Raw genomic sequence first — 19,719 nt, 5'->3', positions numbered from 1 at the left:
TATTAAAATTGCGTAAAGATGCTTAGATCAAAGTCTATAATAAATAAAAAAACCATAATAAGAACAGCTAAAATTAATATAGTTGTTCTATTTGCGCGTTTATCATTATTATATCTAAAGTCGTCCCAGGCTGTGGTAAACTTACCTTTAAGACCTTTAGTTTCTAATGTAGCCTTACGGTATTTATCAAACTTTGACTCTAGCTTAAATGGAGTTGAACTGCCTTCGTAGTAACGAGGACTGTAACTGTACTTTTTGTTTTTCCGTGCTTTTAAAATTCCCATAATTTCTAAAATTCAAATTTACAATAAATGAAGTAAAGGCGATACCCACCTGCATTTAAATGGGAGCAAAAAGTATTCCAACAGTAAAAACGAGCTCGTAATTTTAACAATTACGAGCTCGTTTCAAAGTTTACAAAACCAATAGTTCTTTAGTCTAGAATGATGAAATCAAAAGTGAATCAAACACTTTTATTTAAAAGGTAGCGTCTTTGCGTAGCTGAGCCATTTTTATAGCTGCAACTGCGGCCTCAACGCCCTTATTACCATGTTGACCACCACTACGATCTATAGCTTGTTGCATTGTGTTATCTGTAAGGACACAAAATATAACCGGAATATCGCTTTGTATGTTAAGGTCTTTAATCCCTTGAGTTACCCCATCACAAACAAAATCAAAATGCTTTGTTTGACCCTGTATTACACTACCTATAGCAATTACAGCGTCTAACATATCATAGCTTTGCTGCATTTTTTTACATCCGTAAATAAGCTCAAAACTACCGGGAACATCCCAGCGTACAATATTTTCTTTGAGAACACCACAGTCTAAAAAGGTATCAAAAGCACCTTGAAATAAACCCTGTGTTATATCATGATTCCATTCAGAAACAACAATCCCAAACCGAAAGTTTTTCGAATTTGGGATTGTTGATTTATCATAAACAGACAAGTCTGTTGTAGCCATACTTTAATTTTTTTATTCTGCTTTAGCCATACCTAAATATAAAGGTACTTCCTGAGCCGCTGCAGACTCACTATAATCTTCTTTAATTCTATTTAAATACGTTACAGCATCGTCATTCTTACCTAAAGATAATGCTACAGTAGCAGCTTTTAATAAGAAACGAGGAGTTGTAAAATCATTTGCTTTTAAATCTGCAGCTTTTTTGTAAAAAGAAAGCGCCTCTTCCGGTTGATCTAACTGCATAAATGCATCTCCAATAGATCCTTTTGCCAATGGTCCAAGCATCATATCATCACTGTCAAAATCTTCAAGTTGATCTATAGCCTCTTGATACTTATTTGTGTTTAAATACGCCATACCTGCATAATAATGTGCAAGATTACCCGCTTTAGTACCTGAATAATTATCTATAATATCTAAGAAACCATATTTACCTTCACCTCCATTAAGAGAAAGCGTAAAAAGAGAATCTTTAGCAACACTACCAGAAACAGCCTCGTTAAAATAATTCTGAGCCTGATACATCTCATTAGACGCCTCTAACTCTTTAGGCTCTTGAATAAATTTCTCATAACCTAAGTAACCTAAAACAGCGATAACGATAACAGCTATCCCTATAAAAATAGGTTTTTGATTCTTTTCGACCCATGCTTCAGTACGCGATGCACCTTCATCTAGCGATGAGAATACTTCAGCTGTTGTACTTTCTTCTTGCACAACTTCTTCTACTTCTTCCTTGGTCTTAGGTTTGTAACCCCTTTTTTGATATGTGGCCATTCTTAAACTTTTGTTGGGCGCAAAAATAAAATTTTTATTCAATATTAACAGGGTATTGTTTTGTTATTTTTCAATAATTTGCATATGAAAACACTTTAATTCAATATGCTATTTATCAATGAATTAGGGTTTAAAAAATTGGCTTGTACGCTATGATTCTAAAAGCACTTTCGCTTATTAACTATAAAAATTTTGAAACTGCGTCTTTCACACTCGACAAAAAAATTAACTGTTTTGTGGGAAATAACGGTGTGGGAAAAACAAATGTGCTCGATGCTATCTACCATTTATCCTTTGGCAAGAGCTACTTTAACCCCATTACCACTCAAAACATTAATCACGATGCAGATTTCTTTGTAATTGATGGCAGCTATGAAAAACAAGAGCGGGGAGAGAAAGTAATCGTAAGCGCAAAACGCGGTCAAAAAAAAGTAATTAAACGTAATGGCAAAATTTACGAGCGCTTCTCAGACCATATAGGATTTTTACCGCTTGTTATTATATCTCCTGCAGACCGAGATTTAATTATTGAAGGTAGTGAGACGCGTCGTAAGTTTATGGATGGTGTTATTGCCCAAAGCGATAGTAAATATCTCGATACACTAATTAAATACAATAAAACGTTAGCACAACGTAATGCCCTTCTTAAATACTTTAATGCCAATCATACATTCAATAAAGACACGCTAAGTATTTATAATGAGCAGATGACCAGTCTGGGAGCTATACTCTTTGAAAAAAGAAGTGCTTTTCTAGAGGCTTTTACGCCTATATTTAAAGAACGCTACGCTGCTATTAGTGGCGGTAAAGAAGAGGTAAAACTTAAATATAAAAGCCAATTAATAGATGCTTCATTAGAAACTCTTTTTGAAGAAAATCTTGCAAAAGACCGTGCGCTTCAGTACACAACAGTAGGCACACATCGCGATGATTTGAGCTTCAAAATAGAAGGTCATCCTATTAAAAAATTTGGTAGCCAGGGTCAGCAAAAATCATATCTCATAGCTCTCAAACTGGCACAGTTTGATTTTATAAAATCACAAAGTAATACAACTCCGTTATTGTTACTAGATGATATATTTGATAAATTAGATGAAAATAGAGTAACTCAGATAATAGATCTCGTAAATGATGATAACTTTGGGCAGTTGTTTATTAGCGATACGCACGCAGATCGCACCGAAGAAATCATAAAGGAAATTCACCAAACCTATAAAATATTTAAACTTTGAAAATCTATTTAGCATCGCTCAGCCTTTTCTTTGTTCTTTTAAGCTGCGCCGAAAATAAACCTGAAGAGCAACTTAAAAATTTAAACGGATATTGGGAAATTAAACAGGTTGAAAACACCAATGGAAAAACCACCGACTATAAATTTAACGAGCAAGTAGATTTTATAGAATTAAAAGATACATTAGGTTTTAGAACTAAGGTTTTGCCGCGTATAGATGGTACCTTTGTCACCACAGATTCTAAAGAAAATATAGTTGCTAAAGTTAAGAATGATTCTTTGTATCTAAACTATACTACACCTTTTGACACCTGGTCAGAAACTGTCTTAAAAGCAGATGGCAATGAATTACAACTTAAAAATGATCGCGGATTAATTTACACGTATCATAAATTTGAAAAAATAGATATTACAGACTAATGGCAAAACGAGACGCAGATCCAAAATCAATACGAGATGTACTAGGATCGTTTGTTGAAAAAAACAATTTACAAACCGGCATAGATAAAGTCAATGTAGCAGATGCCTGGCGGGATATAATGGGACCGGCAATTTCAAAATACACGTCTCAGATAAAACTTGATAATGATAGATTATTTGTACAATTAAGTTCGTCTGTATTGCGAGAAGAATTGGGTTATGGCAAAGAGAAAATCATACGTAACCTCAACGAAGAATTAGGTAAGGAAGTTATTAAGTCTATTGTTTTAAGATAGCACTTAAATTAAAACAAAAAAAGAGCGGCAATTGCCGCTCTTTTTATATGAAGTCATTAACTGACTAAAACTTTTCTCTTCCTGAAAAGTGAAAAGCACCTTCAATAGCTGCGTTCTCATCACTGTCACTACCGTGAACAGCATTTTCACCCATTGAGGTAGCATATAATTTTCTTATAGTACCTTCTGCAGCATCTGCAGGATTAGTAGCACCTATAAGAGTTCTAAAGTCTTCAACTGCATTTTCTTTCTCTAAAATAGCCGCGACGATAGGACCTCTTGTCATAAATTCTACAAGTTCTCCAAAAAACGGACGCTCATTATGTACTTCATAAAATGCTTCTGCATCTGTAGTAGTCATTTGCGTCATTTTTAACGCTACTATGCGAAAACCTGAAGCTGTAATTTTTTCTAATATTGCACCAATGTGTCCATTCTCAACGCCATCTGGCTTAATCATGGTAAACGTTCTGTTTGTTGCCATTTTGTTTTGTTTTGTATCAATTAGCATGCTATGAACCAATTGATTTTTTTGTTTTTAAAATCGCTGCAAAAGTAATTCTTTTAATTAGAAATTTTAGTTCCTTAATTAAGAATTAATAATCCTGACTTAATTCACCTAAAATCTGATTATTTACGCCCATAATTTTAAAGTTAATGACGTCATTATCAAGGTTGATAGTAAGTAACCCATAACTGGGTACGCTAATTACATCCCCTACCCTATAGTGATTAGGTTCTCCACTGTAAGAAGTATAAGAATGCGTCAATCCACTTGAGGTAAAATCGATAAGCGGGTAATCTACCCCTTCAATAATTTTTCTAGAAAATTCTGAAATATGCCTGTCTCCGCTTAAAAGAACAACACGTTGAGCATTTGCATTTTTTACTAAATTTTCAAAACGTTCAATTTCTGAAGGAAAATTTCCCCAGGTTTCAAAACCGTGCTCTGCACTCAGAAACTGAATACTACTCATGACAATACAATAGTCTGATTGTTGATTTAGTTGTTCAGTAAGCCATAGCCATTGCTCTGCTCCTAAAACGGTTCCTTCTCCATTCTCATTAGGTATATAACGCTTACCAGATTTTCTGTCATCTGTCAATTCTGTTCTAAAATAACGGGTGTCTAAAACGATAATCTTAATCAACTTATCACCCAACTGATAATCCTTAGACATATATACGCCTTCTTTATTTCTTATTTCTGAATCTTTAGGGACATTAAGAAAATCTAGAAACAGCTTTTGGCTCGATTGCTTTTTACTATATTCTGCTCCACCATCATTTATACCGTAGTCGTGATCATCCCAGGTTCCTAAAATTTCAGTGTGGGCAGCAAATGACTTATAAGCATCGTTATTCTTTTGTTTAGAATACATCGCTTCCATCTTCTTCATATTATCGGTATCTGCATAAATAACATCTCCTCCCCATATAAAAACATCTGGATCTTTAGAGGCAATACCCTCCCAGAACGGATTAGGTAAATCTACCCGATTGCAAGAACCAAAGGCAATTGTGAAATCTGATGTGTAGGTGGTTTCCTGAGCGTTTGTAAAGAATGTCAGAAATGTCAAACAAAAACTGATTAATAGTCTCTTTTGAGTACTTAATACCATTTTTAATAAATTTTGAAGTTCAAAATTACATTTTCCCATATTAACCCTATATCATGAAATCGTATATTCGCCTCCTATGAAAAATTCAGAATTACTACTTCTCAAAGATCTATTAGATACCCCAAAAAACATTGTAATTATACCTCACAAAAATCCAGATGGTGATGCAATGGGCTCAACTTTAGGCCTATATCAATTTCTTATTAAAAAAGGTCATAACGCGACCGTGGTAAGTCCTAACGATTATCCAAAATTTTTAAAATGGCTTCCATTTGAAGATTCTGTAATTAAATACGATCTTCAAAATCAACAGGCGCTAAGACTTATCAAGGAAGCTGATTTAATATTTACTCTTGATTTTAACTCACTATCCAGAGTAGGCGATATGGAAAATGCATTGCGTAATGCCAGTGCTAAGTTTGTAATGATAGATCATCATCAACAACCTGATGATTATGCTGTTGTAACCTATAGTGATGTTACTGTTTGTGCTACATGCCAGATGGTATATCACACCATAGAAATGCTTGATGGCTTAGATCTAATAGATCCCGATATTGCCACGTGTCTTTATACCGGAATAATGACAGATACAGGTTCTTTTAGATTTAGATCTACATCTGCTTTAACTCATAAAGTAATTGCCAGTTTAATAGAAAAAGGTGCTGACAATGCTTTTATACACGAGCAAATTTACGATGCAAACAATTACTCAAGAATGCAGTTACTAGGCACCGCTCTTACTAATTTACGTGTATTACCAGATTATAATGCGGCCTATATCACCTTGTCTCAGGAAGAACTTGATGAACATAATTATCAAAAAGGAGATACCGAAGGTTTTGTAAATTACGGGTTATCATTAGATTCTATCAAAATTGCTCTTATTTTCATAGAGAATAAACAGGAAGGAATAATTAAAATCTCATTGCGCTCTAAAGGAGATTTTTCAGTTAACGAGATGTCACGTTCTCATTTTCAGGGAGGTGGTCACACAAATGCAGCAGGTGGTAAAAGTGATCTTTCCTTAGCCGATACAGTTGCCTATTTTATTAGTATATTACCTCAATATAAAGAAGCGTTACATGAATAAATTCAACCTGCTCGTTGTACTCTTAGTCCTTGTTTCAGCTTGTAAAACTCCAGAAGCAAGAAGACCGGTGAGCCAATCTTCTGGCTCTTATGTAGATCTATCAATTGAGCGCAATAAGAAAATGAATAAAGCTCAGGAAGATGCCATTAAACTAGTTATGGAAGCTAATCCCGAAAACGAGTATTTTTCTTCTGATAAAGGGTTTTGGTATTTTTATAACGTTAAAGACACTACAGATTTAATTAAACCCAAAACTGGAGATGTCGTTACATTTAAGTACGAGATAAACACCCTTGATGGCAATCCTATAGTTTCTAAAGATGATTTAGGCGAGCAGACCTATCAAATAGAACAAAGTAATCAAGATCTCATTTCAGGACTTAAAGATGGTTTAAAATTAATGCAGGAAGGTGATGTAGTCACTTTTCTATTACCATCACATAAGGCCTTTGGATATTATGGTTTTGAAGATATAATAGGCTCTAATTTACCTATACAAACAAAAGTTTATCTCACTCAAGTAAAAAGAAATAATACGGAAAACTAATTATGAAAAAAGCACCTTTTCTTGCATTCATGATTTTATTTGCGATTGTATCATGCGCAGATGATAAGTACCCTGACTTAGAAAATGGTCTTTATGCCGAAGTTGTAACTAACAAAGGCACCATGGTTATCAACTTATTTTATAAGGCAGCGCCTGCTACAGTTGCTAATTTTGTTTCCCTATCAGAAGGTAATAATCCGCTTGCAGATTCTATTTACAAAGGCAAACCCTTTTATGATAATCTTACTTTTCATCGCATAATGAAAGGTTTTATTATACAAGGAGGCGATCCTAAAGGCAATGGTAGCGGCGGACCAGGTTACAAATTTCACGATGAGTTTAGCCCAGAGTTAAAGCACGATACAATAGGTGTGCTTTCTATGGCAAATTCTGGATACGGTACAAATGGTAGTCAGTTTTTTATCACAGATGCTCCTACACCACACTTAGATGGTTATGATGCTGAAGATAATCTCAAAAATTGTAAGAATCCACAAATTGGTTGTCATACGGTTTTTGGTCAATTAATTTCTGGTTTTGATGTTTTAAAGAAAATAACTGAAACCGAAATGCTTGACGCTCGCTCTGGGAAACCAAAAGGTAAGGTAACCATACAGTCTGTCAAAATCATTAGAAAAGGTGCCGAAGCTCGTCATTTTGAAGCCCCGGAAGTTTTTACTGAAGAGATTGAAAAAAAGGCTCAAGAAAAAGAAGATGCCTTAGCTGAAAAACAAAAATTAAAAGACGAAAAGAAAGATTTATTTGAAGAACTACGTAAAAAAGCAGACACACTAGAAAGTGGTCTCGCACTATTTATAACCGAAAAAGGTTCTGATGAGAAACCAAAACGTTCTCAAAAAGTTAAAGTTAACTATGCGGGTTATTTTTCAGACGGCGAACTTTTTGACAGTAATATTCAAGCGTGCGCAGATGAATGGGGTATTCAAACACGACCTAAAGAAAATATGTATGTTCCTGTAGAAATCCCATACGGTCCCGAAGCACAAATGATAGCCGGTTTTAAAGAAGGTATTCAGCAATTAAATTATGGAGATAAAGCAACGTTGTTTATTCCCTATCATTTAGGATATGGAGAACGCGGGTATCGTATAATACCGCCGCGTACAAATCTGGTATTTGAAGTGGAGCTTCTAGATGACCGAGCGCAAGAAGACTAAATTCTAAATTTATCCTGAATTGAAGCATTATAAATGTCTGTTGTGATATCACAACAGACATTTTTTTTATTCTTTAAAGATAGTATTAACATTTGCTCGATATTATGTTAAGCTGTTGTAAAAAATAACAATCTCTTTCTTAAAATAACGGCTATGGTATGTTTCTTTCCTAACATTAAACTTCATTTAAAAAAGAAACATAATGATTACATTTAAAAAAGATATAATTGCGTTAGCACTCACGGGTGCTTTAATAGGTGGTGTAAACTTTATTGCAAGAGCGCAAGTAGTACCTAACCAGTCAACCACGCAAACTCAATCAAAAATAACTACTGCAGAACTTACTAAGTTTGCTGGTGCGTTTATAGAAGTACAGGAAGAAAACAAAGTAGCCCAACAAGAGATGATGGGAATCATTAAAAATGAAGGTTTAGAAATAGATCGCTTTAATGAAATTCAAAAATCTAAAATGGATCCTAAAACTACGGTAGATGCGTCTAAGGAAGAATTAGAACAACACGCAGCTGTAGTTACCGAAATAAAGAGTATGCAACCAAAACTAGAATCTAAAATGGTTGCAATTATTAAGGATCACGGCTTAACTATGGAAACCTACAAAGCTGTTGCTGTTGCTCTTCAAAATGATAAAGCACTTCAGCAAAAATTTCAGGAAATAATGATGAAAAGTCAAACCCAAGGCTAAAATTTCAAATATTATAAAAAAAAAGGAGATGCGCGAGCATCTCCTTTTTTTTTATAATACCATTTAAATTAGTATTATTTACCCGGAATATCTTTTAAGATATCTTGAATAAAAATCCAGAACTTTTGAACTGAAGCTATACTTACGCGCTCGTCTGGAGAGTGCGCACCACGAATTGTAGGTCCAAAAGAAATCATATCCATATCGGGGTAGTTTTGACCAAGTATACCACATTCTAAACCTGCATGACAAGCTGCTACGTGAGGTTCTTCGTTATTTATGTTCTTGTATTTATCTACTAGTACTTTAAGAATAGGACTATCCATATTGGGTTTCCAACCGGGATACTCACCAGAAGTTACCACTTCACAACCTATTAATTCAAAAACGCTTCTAAGCGTATTTGCAAGATCTGTACGCGATGATTCTACAGATGATCGTGTAAGACATAATACTTCAATGTGGCCATCTTTAACACTTATGCGAGCTACATTATTTGAAGTTTCTACCAGATTTCCAATATCTGGACTCATACGGTAAACACCATTCCAGGCTGCTTGTATCGCTTTTAAGAAACCTTCCTGAACTCCCAGACTCATAACTTTTTTAGGTAATACAATCTCTTCTAACTCAACTTTTAGATTAGGTTCTAAAGTTTTGTATTCTTGTTTGAGAATTTCAGCAAATTCTTCTACATCACTTTTAAATGCTTCACTATGTATGCTGTCTATACAAAATCTAGAAACACTCTCTCTGGGTATTGCATTACGCAGACCACCCCCAGCTATTTCTTCGATACGTAAACCGTAATTTTCAAAACCATCAAGCAAAAACCGGTTCATAAATTTGTTAGCGTTACCTAACCCTTTAATTATCTCCATTCCAGAATGACCACCCTGGAGTCCGTTTACGGTTAATTTAAAACCTGTTTTGCCTTCTTCCACATCTTCTAGACTATAAGAACGAGTTGCCGTAATATCTACACCTCCTGCACAGCCCACGCCTATTTCATCATCTTCTTCGGTATCTAGGTTTAACAAAATATCCCCTTTTAAAACACCTCCTTTTAATCCCATTGCGCCAGTCATTCCGGTCTCTTCATCTATCGTAAATAGAGCTTCTAAAGCAGGGTGCGGTATAGCATCGCTCTCAAAGAGCGCCATTATAGTTGCAACTCCCAATCCATTATCTGCTCCTAGCGTCGTACCCTCTGCTTTTACCCAATCACCTTCAACTTTCATTTTGATTCCTTGAGAGGTAAAATCAAAATCAGTTGCATTATTTTTCTGATGTACCATATCCAAATGGGATTGTAAAACAACCATCTTTCGGTCTTCGAGACCTTGAGTAGCAGGTTTTCTAATGATAACATTACCTACTTCATCTACAAAAGTTTCAAGATTCAAACCCTCACCAAAAGCTTTCATAAAAGCAATTACCCGCTCTTCGTGTTTAGAAGGTCTGGGCACATCATTAAGATTTGCAAAATTTTTCCATATCGCTTTGGGTTCTAGCTCTCGTATTTCCATATTTGTCATAAATTCAGTTTTTACAAAGGTACAGGATATCTTTTGGTAAGTATACAACCAGTAATTCTGTAAACGTTAATCTTGGGTTAAGCCTTATTCTGGCTTTAAACCTATTATTATATTCATATTCTAAAATTAAAATAATGAAAAAATTAGAAGAAGCTGCTATACTAGAGCAATTACAAGATTTAGATGGATGGGAATTTAAAGAAAACGCCATTCATACGTCTTTAGAATTTGAAAACTTCAAAGAAGCATTTGCAACAATGACTCGTATTGCTTTTGAAGCAGAACTACAACAACATCATCCAGATTGGACTAATGTGTACAATACGCTAAACATAAGTATCTCTACTCACGATGCAGATGGTGTGACAGCTAAAGATTTTAAACTAGCCCGTACCATTGAAAAGATAATAGGAGGTTAAACCACAATTAATTCACTTTTTACGGGCAATATTTAATCCTAAAAACACACATTCTTAATGTTGATTTTTGTTAAATTTACACCCGTTAAAAATTAAACTATGGGAAGAGCATTTGAGTTTAGAAAGGCACGTAAAATGAAGCGCTGGAGCGCAATGTCTAAAGCATTTACGCGTATAGGTAAAGATATTGTAATGGCTGTTAAAGAAGGCGGCCCAGACCCTGATTCTAACTCTCGCTTACGTGCTGTTATTCAAAACGCGAAGAGCGTTAATATGCCTAAAGACAATGTAGAACGTGCTATAAAGCGTGCTAGTGATAAAAGTCTTGGTGATTTTAAAGAAGTCTTATTTGAGGGGTATGCACCGCACGGCATCGCTATTTTAATTGAGACTGCTACAGACAATAATAATCGTACCGTAGCAAATATTAGATCGTACTTTAATAAATGTAATGGAAACCTTGGTACTTCGGGGTCTGTTGAATTTATGTTTGATCACACTTGTAACTTTAGAATCCCTGCGGAAGGCTTAGATCCTGAAGAATTAGAATTAGAATTAATTGATTTTGGTGCTGAGGAGGTTTTTGAAGATGAAGACGGAATTTTAATTTATGGTCCGTTTGAAAGCTTCGGAGCAATTCAAAATTACTTAGAGGGCGCAGGTCACGAGATATTATCTAGTGGCTTTGAACGTATTCCTCAAGTGACTAAAGAGCTTACGCCTGAAGAAGCTGAAGATGTAGAAAAACTTCTTGAGAAAATAGAAGAAGATGAAGACGTACAAAACGTTTATCACTCTATGGATGAATCTTCAGGCAGCTCTGAAGAGTAATCATTTTACCATATTAAAAAACAGGAGCTAACGCTCCTGTTTTTTTCTTTGAATTCAGCTTCCCAAAACCATTTAAAAATAAAAAAGCCGGCTATGCCGGCTTTTTTATTCGCTATGATGCTATATAAAGTTTGCTACTTCGCGATGTTTACCGCTCTGGTTTCTCTAATAACTGTTATTTTAACCTGACCCGGATAGGTCATATCAGTTTGTATTTTTTGAGAAATTTCAAAAGATAATGAAGATGCTTTCTCATCATTAACTTTATCACTTTCAACAATCACACGCAACTCTCTACCCGCCTGTATTGCATAAGCTTTCTTAACTCCCTGAAAACCGAATGCGATATCTTCAAGATCTTTTAAACGTTGTATATAGGAATCTAATACTTGTCTTCTCGCTCCTGGTCTTGCACCGCTAATTGCATCGCAAACCTGAACAATAGGAGCTAGTAATGTTTTCATCTCGATCTCGTCGTGGTGAGCACCTATTGCATTACAAACGTCTGGTTTCTCTCCATATTTTTCAGCCCACTCCATACCTAATAGTGCGTGAGGAAGCTCACTTTCTGTATCTGGTACTTTACCTATATCATGTAAGAGACCTGCACGCTTAGCCAGCTTAGGATTAACGCCTAATTCTGCTGCCATAGTAGCACAAAGTTTTGCCACTTCCCTACTGTGTTGTAATAAATTTTGACCATAAGAAGAACGGTATTTCATACGACCCACAGCTTTAATAAGTTCTGGGTGCAAGCCATGAATTCCTAAATCTATTACAGTACGCTTACCTATGTCAACAATTTCTTGCTCGATCTGCTTAGTTGTCTTTTGAACAACTTCTTCAATACGAGCCGGGTGAATTCTTCCGTCAGTTACCAGTTTATGTAATGACAGACGCGCGATCTCTCTTCTTACGCTATCAAAACAAGATAAAATAATAGCTTCAGGAGTATCATCTACGATAATCTCTACACCGGTAGCAGCCTCTATAGCCCTAATATTTCGACCCTCACGACCTATAATTCTACCTTTTACATCATCACTTTCAAGATTAAATACAGAAACACAATTTTCTACTGCTTCTTCTGTACCTATACGTTGAATGGTATTAATAATAACTTTCTTGGCATCTTGCTCAGCGGTAAGCTTAGCTTCTTCCATCGCGGTTTGTATATACGCCATGGCATCGCTTTTAGCCTGATCTTTTAAGGACTCAACAAGTTGTTGCTTAGCCTCGTCTGCAGAGAGACCAGAAATTACTTCGAGTTGTTGCACCTTATTAAAATGCATCTTATCAATTTCTACCTGACGCTTTTCTACATATTCTAAACGCTCGTCGTAGTCTTTAACCTTCTCCTCTATTTCTTTATTAAGCTTCTTATTTTTAGCTATCTCGCTACTTACCTGCGATTCTTTATCACGAGTACGTTTTTCTGCTTCATTAATTTTCTTGTCTCTAGAAAGAATAACTTTCTCATGCTCTGATTTTAGCTCAATAAATTTCTCTTTAGCTTGAAGAATTTTGTCCTTTTTCAAGGATTCTCCTTCGCTTTTTGCTTCTTTAACAATGTTAGCGGCTTCTTTTTTTGCATTGCTTACGATTTGCGATGCGTTATTCTTTTCCAGCAATTTTGCCAGTAAAAATCCTAGTGTGCCAGCGATTAAGATGACGCCTACGATTATAAGTACAGTATTTCCCATTTAGTTAGTGTATATATAAAAAAAGCCTACATTGATCGGGTTTTGCGTAAACTCCTTAAATAAATCATAGGACTAACGAGCTGATCAAGAATCCGTTCAAAGACGGCGCGCTTTTACAACTCAGACTCATCCTTTTTAAAGAATATAGTGTTGAGTTTACCAAAAAAAATAACCAATGTAGGCAGTAAATTTCTATTTTAAAGAACGTTAGGATAACTGGCTTTTAACCAGTAACTCAAGGTCTCGTAGTTGTTGTATCGCTTCGGTACTTTCACCACTTCCCTCAATATCCCTTTGTATTGTTTTAGACGCAAATTGCAAAGCGCACATCGCTAATACATCTTGCTTATCTCTAACGGCATAACTTTGCTCAAATTTTTTAATCATTTCCTCAATCTCTTTCGCAGCTTTACGCAATCCTTCTTCCTGCTGAGGTTTTATGGTTAGCGGATATACCCGGTCTGCAATAGACAGTTTTATTTTTAAATGATCAGACATATCCTAAACTAATCTGCTAATTGAGCAATACACGCATCAATCTCACGCATCATAGTATTTATTTTTAGCTTGGTTTCCCGTTTGTATTCATTACTGCCCAGCATTGCATTTGCAGTTTTAAGTGTACTGTATTTAGCTTCCCAATTACTTAGTAAAGTTACCAGCTCTTCCTGCTCTTGCTTCAAATTATGATTAGCGGTCTGTAGGACCTCATTTTCTCGCTGAAGTTTCTGATAACGATGCACTAGTTTGCTAATTACATTTTGCAACGCATCTATACGCTCCAACATTTCACTCATAACCTTATTTTAACAATGCTTAGTCACACAAAGTTAACATTCGAGGGTTAATATCGCAATACATTCTATTTTATTTTTAAACAAGCCTTTGCAATTCTACAATAATTTAACCTTAACCACTTTATCTATCAGAGCGTTCTGAAAATTTTCGTTATTTCAATTTTAAATACATCTAATTATTTAATTCTTCGATTTCAAAAAGGCATATTTTATAAAAAATAATAAAGTTCTTAGCGTACCATAAATGCAAAATGATTGCGTTTTTTTTATCTTAGCCATTCTATGAAAAAACTATTAATTATTCTTCTTACAAGCTGTACACTTCTTGTTAATGGACAATCAGATATCCCTAAAAAAGATTTTATACCACCGTTGCGTATCACCACCGTTCTCGCAGGTAGTTTTGGTGAACTGCGCAGTAACCACTTTCATAGTGGGCTTGATATTAAAACACAACAGCGTACCGGTCTTGATGTCGTGGCCAGCGCTTCGGGAAATGTAAGTCGTATAAAAATATCGCATTATGGGTATGGTAAAGCGCTCTATATAGACCACCCTAATGGGTACACTACCGTTTACGGGCATCTTGATAAATTTTCGCCAGAGTTAGAGACTTACGTCAAACAAAAACAATATGAAGCTGAAAGCTACGAGATTGAACTTTTTCCAGCTCCAGGTGAATTAGCTGTGACACAAGGTCAATTAGTCGCTTTTAGCGGAAACACAGGAGGTAGCGGCGGCCCTCACGTTCATTTTGAAATACGAGATAAAAATGAACGCCCTATGAATGCCCAACTTTTTGGAATTGAAGTTGCAGACCATAGAGCTCCCATTATAAACGACTTGCTTGTGTATACACTCTCAGACAGTAGCGCTGTAAATCAATCGCAAGCACGTCAAAAACTAACTATTACAAAGCAACCTGATGGTACTTTTCTAAGTGAAAAGATTACAGCTTATGGAGCTATAGGGTTTGCGGTAGGAACGGTAGATATGCAAGATGCCGCTAATAATAACAATGGTATTTATAAAATTGAAACCAGTTTAAATGGTGAAAAATTATTAGATCTGGAAATGGACAAATTCTCATTTGCAGAAACCCGTTATTTAAACCGAATGATTGATTACGCTTACTATGAAGAAAAAAGAGATCGGGTTCAGAAACTATTTATAGAGCGTAACAACCCGTTGAGCATATTTAAATACGAGAAAAACAAAGGTATACTTAATCTAAATCAAGACGGAACTAGCGGAATTTACACTATAAGAGTATCGGATATCAAGGGTAATGAAACTGTAGTTGTTGTACCTATAACTATTGCTAAAGAACCGATATTGTCCCCTACTGTAAAAAAAGTTACTCCATATTTTGTACAGGCAGATGCAAATCAAAGCTTCAAAGTAGGTGATTGGGATTTGTTTATTCCTGAAGGTTCGTTTTATGATGATTATTATTTAGATATCTCTGCAAACACAGACGCACTGCATCTTGATCAGGATTTAATACCTGTACAGAAATATATTAAATTGAGTTATGATGTTTCAGCTTTTCAGCCTGGCGATCGTGAACGACTTTATATAGGAAGAGTTAATTACAGAGGACTATTGCGTTATGAAGGAGCTACCTTAGAAGGTGATCACATATCTGCAAGCGTAAATGCGTTAGGCGATTTTAAACTTGGATTAGATACAAAACCTCCTAGAATTGAGGCTATAGATCTGTCAGATGGTAAATGGATTTCAGACTATAAAACCCTAAATTTTAAAATAACCGATGAAAATACCGGAATTAAAAGTTATCGCCTTACACTAAACGGAAAATTTGCTTTAGTAGAATACGAATACAAAAAAAATCTTCTTACGTATAATTTTGATGATGGCAAAAGTGTTTCCGGAGAAAACCAACTTCAGCTTATTGTAACAGATAATGTAGGAAATAGCACTACATTTAAAAACACATTCTTTAGAAAATAGAGCTTTTGAAAATACGTTGTTTTATTATTTTCCTTGTTAGTATTGGAAACTTTTCGGTAATAAATGCCCAAAGTGCTATACTAAATGGGATTGTATTTGATGAATTAAACAAACCATTGTCTGGTGTAAATATTAGTAGTGGTAATCTGGGAACACAGACAGATGAGACGGGTTTTTATTATTTAGAAATACCGGCAAATTCTAAAATAGAAATTAAATTCTCTTATGTAGGTTATAAAACTACAACAGCTTCATTCTCACTTAAACCCGATGAAAACCTTGAGTTTAATCCTGTTTTAAATACGCGTATTCAAGAAATTAATGCAGTTGTTATTTCTGCAGAGAATCAGAACCGCATTGATGGTATCGTGAATTTAGATCCCGAAACTGTTAGAAAAATACCCGGAGCAAATCCCGGTGTAGAAAATTTACTAAAAATTTTACCTGGCGTTAGCGCAAATAATGAATTGAGTACTCAATACGCTGTGCGAGGTGGTAATTATGACGAAAATCTAATTTATATAAATGATATTGAAGTCTATAGACCATTTCTTATACGCTCTGGTCAGCAAGAAGGTTTAAGTATTGTAAATAGTGATCTTGTGCGCGATGTAAATTTTAGTGCCGGAGGGTTTCAGGCTAAGTATGGTGATAAACTTTCTTCTGTACTCGATATAACCTACAGACGGCCTGTAGAATTTGAAGCTTCAGTAGATTTGAGTTTATTAGGCCTTAGTCTTTCCGCAGAGGGCATTAGTAAAAATAAAAAGTTTACAGCCTTAGTAGGTGGGCGATATAGAGACAATAGCTTGCTGGTAAATGCTAAGCAAACTGAAACCAACTACAAACCAAGGTTTACAGACATTCAAAGCTACCTTACCTATACCTTCAACCCTAAATTTGAACTTGCTTTTTTAGGAAATATAGCTGTTAATCGTTACGATTATAAACCAGTTACCAGGCAAACTAATTTTGGGACATTAACTAATCCTATTGCTTTAATCATCGATTATGATGGGCAGGAATCTGACCAATATGAGACGTATTTTGGAGCCATCACTGCAACCTATAAACCTACTGAAAATTTAAATTTAAAGATTATTAGCGCTGCCTATCATACAAAAGAACAGGAATATTACGACATATTTGCCCAGTATGCTTTAGGAAGTCCAAACACTGATGTAGGCGGTAACAATACTGGTGATGTTGACTTTACTGAAGCTATAGGATCTCAACTTACCCATGCTCGCAATAACCTAGATGCTTTAATTCTTAATATTCAGCACAAGGGGCAATATTTAAAAGGTACAAATCAATTAGACTGGGGATTAAAATTTGCTCACGAATCTATTCGCGATCGAGTACAGGAATATGAGATCGTAGATTCTGCAGGATTTTCTTTGCGACCGCCTTTAGATCGTATTACAAACCAGCAACCTTATATACCCTTTGATGCACCACTAGAAGCTTTTACGACTGTACGCGCTCAAAACGAAGTTCAAATAAATCGCATTTCTGCCTTTATACAATACAGTAAACGTTTAGAACTGAATAATACAAAAGCCTGGTATAATTTAGGATTACGCTCTCAAGTGTGGAATGTTAGCGGAACTAATCTAACTTCAAAAACCCAACACATAATTAGCCCACGAGGACAATTTAGCCTAAAACCAAACTGGAAGACCGATATGGTTTTTAGAATTGCCTCGGGGATTTATTACCAACCCCCATTTTATAGAGAATTACGAAACGCCCAAGGTAAAGTACTACCAGATGTAAAAGCTCAGAAAAGTATTCATTTTGTTGCCGCAAATGACTGGAGTTTTAAGCTTTGGGAACGGCCATTTAAATTAACTAGTGAAGCTTATTACAAAGATTTATCTAATATAAATTCTTATACTTTAGAAAATGTAAGAATACGTTATAAAGCAGCCAATGATGCGAAGGCATATGCCTATGGAGTTGATTTTAGACTCTCTGGTGAGTTTGTACCGGGTACAGACAGCTGGGTTAGTCTTGGTATTCTAAAAACTGAAGAAAATATCGAAGAAAGAGGGTATAAAGCAAGACCTACAGACCAACGTTTTAAATTAGGTGTCCTTTTTCAAGATTATGTGCCTACGATACCAGATTTAAAACTCTATCTAAATATGGTATATCAAAGCGGCCTGCCTGGGGGTTCTCCTTCCTACGTTGACACCTATGATTACCAGACACGTTTGCCTTTTTATTTCAGGTCAGATGTTGGGTTTGCATACTCAATAATTCGAGAGTCATCAAAAACTGAAAAATCTATAGTTGATGAGTTAAATATTGGACTTGAAATCTTCAATATTTTTGATCGCCAAAACAGTATCACCAATACATTTGTACGTGATGCAGCAACTCAGCAGCAATATGCTGTACCTAATTATCTTTCACCCAGAGTGTTTAATGTATGCCTAAGCGCGCGCTTTTAATTAAGCTATAAACTGTTTTAAAGTTTCAATCACATAATCAACCTCTTCTTTAGTATTCTCGTGAGAAAATGAAAACCGAATAGAAGGCTTATCTAATTTATCTTTAGCTAAAAATGCATTTAAAACGTGACTTCCCTGATCGCTTCCACTTTGACAGGCACTTCCTTTTGAACACGCAATACCCTTTAAATCGAGTTGAAATAAAAGCATTAAAGCTTTATCAGCAGGAACGGGTAAACACACATTTAGCAAGGTATATGTGCTTTTTGTTCCGTCGTGGCAATTACCATTAAAATGAACTCCTGGTATGTGCGCTTCTAATTGCTCTTTAAAATACCATTTAATGTCTTCTATATGTTTCCGCTCTGCGACAAGATTTGATTGCGCTAGAATAAGTGCTTCTTCCATACCTGCGATATTGTGCACCGGTTCTGTCCCTGCGCGACTACCGCGCTCCTGCCCTCCTCCAAAAATAAGCGGTCGTATTTTGCTGTTTTTACGTAAAAAAGCAAAACCTACACCTTTGGGTCCGTGAAATTTATGTGCTGCAGCAGCTATAAAATCTATAGGAATTTCACCGAGGTTTAAATCAAAATGGCCTACAGATTGTACCATATCACTGTGAAATAGTGCGCTATATTTTTTAGCTAGAGTACAAACAGCCTCCAGATCTAACATATTACCTATCTCATTATTAATATGCATTAGACTAATGAGTGTTTTTTCTGAATTTGAAGCTAACAACTCTTCAAGATGACTTAAATCTATGCTTCCGCAGTCTTTAATCGCAACCATAGATATTTTTATATCATATGCCAATTGTAAATGCTCTACCACATGTAAAACTGCATGGTGCTCTATAGAACTCGTAATAATATGTCTAACCTCTAAATCTCTAACAGCACTATTTATGATCAGATTATCTGCTTCTGTACCGCCTGAAGTAAAAATTATTTCGGCAGGAGTAACATTTAAATAACCGGCGATGGTTTTACGCGCCTGCTCGATTACAGTTTTAGCTTTACGCCCTACTGCGTGAGTAGAAGAAGGATTTCCCGGTATATCACTCATTACTTGCATCATACGCGTAATTACTTCCGGGCGAATTGCTGTTGTAGCAGCGTTATCAAAATAAACTTGAGTCATTCGTATGTTTTAGAAA

At 35.6% G+C, this 19,719-nt stretch carries 21 protein-coding genes and 1 other RNA gene; 11 read left to right on the top strand and 11 right to left on the bottom strand.

What is annotated here, in order from left to right:
- Window positions 1-2: 2 nt before the first annotated feature.
- The 3 genes from ACIGAM_RS12535 to ACIGAM_RS12525 form a co-directional block, all read right to left on the bottom strand.
- The gene (locus tag ACIGAM_RS12535; protein ID WP_396511783.1) at window positions 3-284 is read right to left on the bottom strand and encodes a riboflavin synthase subunit beta; all 282 of its coding nucleotides are present in this window, start codon (window positions 282-284) and stop codon (window positions 3-5) included.
- A 193-nt stretch (window positions 285-477) separates the two neighbouring features.
- Complete coding sequence (ribH, locus tag ACIGAM_RS12530; protein WP_396511782.1) at window positions 478-969, bottom strand: 6,7-dimethyl-8-ribityllumazine synthase; 492 nt, start codon at window positions 967-969, stop codon at window positions 478-480.
- A gap of 12 nt (window positions 970-981) precedes the next feature.
- Window positions 982-1,746 carry a tol-pal system YbgF family protein gene (locus ACIGAM_RS12525; RefSeq protein ID WP_396511781.1) on the bottom strand — a complete coding sequence of 255 codons (765 nt, stop codon included), beginning with the start codon at window positions 1,744-1,746 and terminating at the stop codon, window positions 982-984.
- A gap of 152 nt (window positions 1,747-1,898) precedes the next feature.
- Here ACIGAM_RS12525 and recF point away from each other — a divergent pair, with 152 nt between their 5' ends.
- The 3 genes from recF to ACIGAM_RS12510 are packed head-to-tail and all read left to right on the top strand — an operon-like array spanning window position 1,899 to window position 3,693.
- Window positions 1,899-2,978, top strand: a complete 1,080-nt coding sequence (recF, locus tag ACIGAM_RS12520) for a DNA replication/repair protein RecF (protein WP_396511780.1) — start codon at window positions 1,899-1,901, stop codon at window positions 2,976-2,978.
- On the top strand, window positions 2,975-3,397 hold the full coding sequence (locus ACIGAM_RS12515) for a lipocalin family protein (protein WP_396511779.1): 423 nt from the start codon (window positions 2,975-2,977) through the stop codon (window positions 3,395-3,397). The genes recF and ACIGAM_RS12515 overlap by 4 nt, the downstream gene beginning before the upstream one ends.
- Window positions 3,397-3,693 (top strand): DUF721 domain-containing protein, encoded by a 297-nt coding sequence (locus tag ACIGAM_RS12510; RefSeq protein ID WP_396511778.1) that lies wholly within the window; start codon window positions 3,397-3,399, stop codon window positions 3,691-3,693. Before ACIGAM_RS12515 ends, ACIGAM_RS12510 begins: the two co-directional genes overlap by 1 nt.
- A 64-nt stretch (window positions 3,694-3,757) precedes the next feature.
- Here ACIGAM_RS12510 and ACIGAM_RS12505 read toward each other — a convergent pair whose 3' ends face one another.
- The gene (locus ACIGAM_RS12505; RefSeq protein ID WP_396511777.1) at window positions 3,758-4,177 is read right to left on the bottom strand and encodes a nucleoside-diphosphate kinase; all 420 of its coding nucleotides are present in this window, start codon (window positions 4,175-4,177) and stop codon (window positions 3,758-3,760) included.
- A 112-nt stretch (window positions 4,178-4,289) separates the two neighbouring features.
- Window positions 4,290-5,273, bottom strand: a complete 984-nt coding sequence (locus tag ACIGAM_RS12500; RefSeq protein ID WP_396511776.1) for an alkaline phosphatase D family protein — start codon at window positions 5,271-5,273, stop codon at window positions 4,290-4,292.
- 118 nt (window positions 5,274-5,391) lie between these two features.
- Here ACIGAM_RS12500 and ACIGAM_RS12495 point away from each other — a divergent pair, with 118 nt between their 5' ends.
- The 4 genes from ACIGAM_RS12495 to ACIGAM_RS12480 all read left to right on the top strand — a co-directional run bounded on the left by ACIGAM_RS12495 (window position 5,392) and on the right by ACIGAM_RS12480 (window position 8,836).
- Complete coding sequence (locus ACIGAM_RS12495) at window positions 5,392-6,408, top strand: bifunctional oligoribonuclease/PAP phosphatase NrnA (protein WP_396511775.1); 1,017 nt, start codon at window positions 5,392-5,394, stop codon at window positions 6,406-6,408.
- Window positions 6,401-6,955: a gliding motility-associated peptidyl-prolyl isomerase GldI gene (gene gldI, locus ACIGAM_RS12490; RefSeq protein WP_396511774.1), complete on the top strand. Its 555-nt coding sequence runs from the start codon at window positions 6,401-6,403 to the stop codon at window positions 6,953-6,955. The genes ACIGAM_RS12495 and gldI overlap by 8 nt, the downstream gene beginning before the upstream one ends.
- A gap of 2 nt (window positions 6,956-6,957) precedes the next feature.
- Window positions 6,958-8,133 (top strand): peptidylprolyl isomerase, encoded by a 1,176-nt coding sequence (locus ACIGAM_RS12485; protein WP_396511773.1) that lies wholly within the window; start codon window positions 6,958-6,960, stop codon window positions 8,131-8,133.
- A gap of 202 nt (window positions 8,134-8,335) precedes the next feature.
- The gene (locus ACIGAM_RS12480) at window positions 8,336-8,836 is read left to right on the top strand and encodes a DUF4168 domain-containing protein (protein ID WP_396511772.1); all 501 of its coding nucleotides are present in this window, start codon (window positions 8,336-8,338) and stop codon (window positions 8,834-8,836) included.
- A gap of 74 nt (window positions 8,837-8,910) precedes the next feature.
- Here ACIGAM_RS12480 and ACIGAM_RS12475 read toward each other — a convergent pair whose 3' ends face one another.
- Window positions 8,911-10,374: an aminoacyl-histidine dipeptidase gene (locus ACIGAM_RS12475; protein WP_396511771.1), complete on the bottom strand. Its 1,464-nt coding sequence runs from the start codon at window positions 10,372-10,374 to the stop codon at window positions 8,911-8,913.
- 134 nt (window positions 10,375-10,508) lie between these two features.
- On the opposite strand from ACIGAM_RS12475, the gene ACIGAM_RS12470 reads away from it, so the two are divergent.
- Window positions 10,509-10,793: a 4a-hydroxytetrahydrobiopterin dehydratase gene (locus ACIGAM_RS12470; RefSeq protein ID WP_396511770.1), complete on the top strand. Its 285-nt coding sequence runs from the start codon at window positions 10,509-10,511 to the stop codon at window positions 10,791-10,793.
- A 99-nt stretch (window positions 10,794-10,892) separates the two neighbouring features.
- Window positions 10,893-11,624, top strand: a complete 732-nt coding sequence (locus ACIGAM_RS12465) for a YebC/PmpR family DNA-binding transcriptional regulator (RefSeq protein WP_396511769.1) — start codon at window positions 10,893-10,895, stop codon at window positions 11,622-11,624.
- A gap of 134 nt (window positions 11,625-11,758) precedes the next feature.
- On the opposite strand, the gene rny is transcribed toward ACIGAM_RS12465, so the two are convergent.
- The 4 genes from rny to ACIGAM_RS12445 form a co-directional block, all read right to left on the bottom strand.
- A complete protein-coding gene (gene rny, locus ACIGAM_RS12460) occupies window positions 11,759-13,327 on the bottom strand; it encodes a ribonuclease Y (protein ID WP_396511768.1) in 1,569 nt (522 codons plus the stop codon).
- 48 nt (window positions 13,328-13,375) lie between these two features.
- Window positions 13,376-13,483, bottom strand: a non-coding RNA gene (gene ssrS / locus ACIGAM_RS12455) — 6S RNA.
- 51 nt (window positions 13,484-13,534) lie between these two features.
- Window positions 13,535-13,825, bottom strand: a complete 291-nt coding sequence (locus tag ACIGAM_RS12450; protein WP_396511767.1) for a cell division protein ZapA — start codon at window positions 13,823-13,825, stop codon at window positions 13,535-13,537.
- Window positions 13,826-13,833: 8 nt separating this feature from the next.
- Window positions 13,834-14,124: a hypothetical protein gene (locus ACIGAM_RS12445; RefSeq protein ID WP_028375185.1), complete on the bottom strand. Its 291-nt coding sequence runs from the start codon at window positions 14,122-14,124 to the stop codon at window positions 13,834-13,836.
- A 282-nt stretch (window positions 14,125-14,406) separates the two neighbouring features.
- On the opposite strand from ACIGAM_RS12445, the gene ACIGAM_RS12440 reads away from it, so the two are divergent.
- Both ACIGAM_RS12440 and ACIGAM_RS12435 read left to right on the top strand, forming a co-directional pair.
- Complete coding sequence (locus tag ACIGAM_RS12440; RefSeq protein ID WP_396511766.1) at window positions 14,407-16,098, top strand: M23 family metallopeptidase; 1,692 nt, start codon at window positions 14,407-14,409, stop codon at window positions 16,096-16,098.
- Window positions 16,099-16,109: 11 nt separating this feature from the next.
- Window positions 16,110-18,557 carry a carboxypeptidase-like regulatory domain-containing protein gene (locus tag ACIGAM_RS12435; protein WP_396511937.1) on the top strand — a complete coding sequence of 816 codons (2,448 nt, stop codon included), beginning with the start codon at window positions 16,110-16,112 and terminating at the stop codon, window positions 18,555-18,557.
- Here ACIGAM_RS12435 and ACIGAM_RS12430 read toward each other — a convergent pair whose 3' ends face one another.
- Window positions 18,558-19,703 carry a cysteine desulfurase family protein gene (locus tag ACIGAM_RS12430; RefSeq protein WP_396511765.1) on the bottom strand — a complete coding sequence of 382 codons (1,146 nt, stop codon included), beginning with the start codon at window positions 19,701-19,703 and terminating at the stop codon, window positions 18,558-18,560. It abuts the gene before it with no gap.
- Window positions 19,704-19,719: the final 16 nt, after the last annotated feature.

Source organism: Leeuwenhoekiella sp. NPDC079379 (assembly GCF_044542075.1).
Classification (GTDB): Bacteria; Bacteroidota; Bacteroidia; order Flavobacteriales; family Flavobacteriaceae; genus Leeuwenhoekiella.
The sequence above is the reverse complement of the archived record's forward strand: the minus strand, read 5'-3'. Positions and strand labels throughout refer to the sequence as shown.

What these genes read in the sequence shown, in the direction of transcription:
- ACIGAM_RS12535 (WP_396511783.1), bottom strand. Translation starts at nt 284, where the DNA reads ATGGGAATTTTAAAAGCACGGAAAAACAAAAAGTACAGTTACAGTCCT.
- ribH (WP_396511782.1), bottom strand. Translation starts at nt 969, where the DNA reads ATGGCTACAACAGACTTGTCTGTTTATGATAAATCAACAATCCCAAAT.
- ACIGAM_RS12525 (WP_396511781.1), bottom strand. Translation starts at nt 1,746, where the DNA reads ATGGCCACATATCAAAAAAGGGGTTACAAACCTAAGACCAAGGAAGAA.
- recF (WP_396511780.1), top strand. Translation starts at nt 1,899, where the DNA reads ATGATTCTAAAAGCACTTTCGCTTATTAACTATAAAAATTTTGAAACT.
- ACIGAM_RS12510 (WP_396511778.1), top strand. Translation starts at nt 3,397, where the DNA reads ATGGCAAAACGAGACGCAGATCCAAAATCAATACGAGATGTACTAGGA.
- ACIGAM_RS12505 (WP_396511777.1), bottom strand. Translation starts at nt 4,177, where the DNA reads ATGGCAACAAACAGAACGTTTACCATGATTAAGCCAGATGGCGTTGAG.
- ACIGAM_RS12495 (WP_396511775.1), top strand. Translation starts at nt 5,392, where the DNA reads ATGAAAAATTCAGAATTACTACTTCTCAAAGATCTATTAGATACCCCA.
- gldI (WP_396511774.1), top strand. Translation starts at nt 6,401, where the DNA reads ATGAATAAATTCAACCTGCTCGTTGTACTCTTAGTCCTTGTTTCAGCT.
- ACIGAM_RS12485 (WP_396511773.1), top strand. Translation starts at nt 6,958, where the DNA reads ATGAAAAAAGCACCTTTTCTTGCATTCATGATTTTATTTGCGATTGTA.
- ACIGAM_RS12480 (WP_396511772.1), top strand. Translation starts at nt 8,336, where the DNA reads ATGATTACATTTAAAAAAGATATAATTGCGTTAGCACTCACGGGTGCT.
- ACIGAM_RS12475 (WP_396511771.1), bottom strand. Translation starts at nt 10,374, where the DNA reads ATGACAAATATGGAAATACGAGAGCTAGAACCCAAAGCGATATGGAAA.
- ACIGAM_RS12470 (WP_396511770.1), top strand. Translation starts at nt 10,509, where the DNA reads ATGAAAAAATTAGAAGAAGCTGCTATACTAGAGCAATTACAAGATTTA.
- ACIGAM_RS12465 (WP_396511769.1), top strand. Translation starts at nt 10,893, where the DNA reads ATGGGAAGAGCATTTGAGTTTAGAAAGGCACGTAAAATGAAGCGCTGG.
- rny (WP_396511768.1), bottom strand. Translation starts at nt 13,327, where the DNA reads ATGGGAAATACTGTACTTATAATCGTAGGCGTCATCTTAATCGCTGGC.
- ACIGAM_RS12450 (WP_396511767.1), bottom strand. Translation starts at nt 13,825, where the DNA reads ATGTCTGATCATTTAAAAATAAAACTGTCTATTGCAGACCGGGTATAT.
- ACIGAM_RS12445 (WP_028375185.1), bottom strand. Translation starts at nt 14,124, where the DNA reads ATGAGTGAAATGTTGGAGCGTATAGATGCGTTGCAAAATGTAATTAGC.
- ACIGAM_RS12440 (WP_396511766.1), top strand. Translation starts at nt 14,407, where the DNA reads ATGAAAAAACTATTAATTATTCTTCTTACAAGCTGTACACTTCTTGTT.
- ACIGAM_RS12430 (WP_396511765.1), bottom strand. Translation starts at nt 19,703, where the DNA reads ATGACTCAAGTTTATTTTGATAACGCTGCTACAACAGCAATTCGCCCG.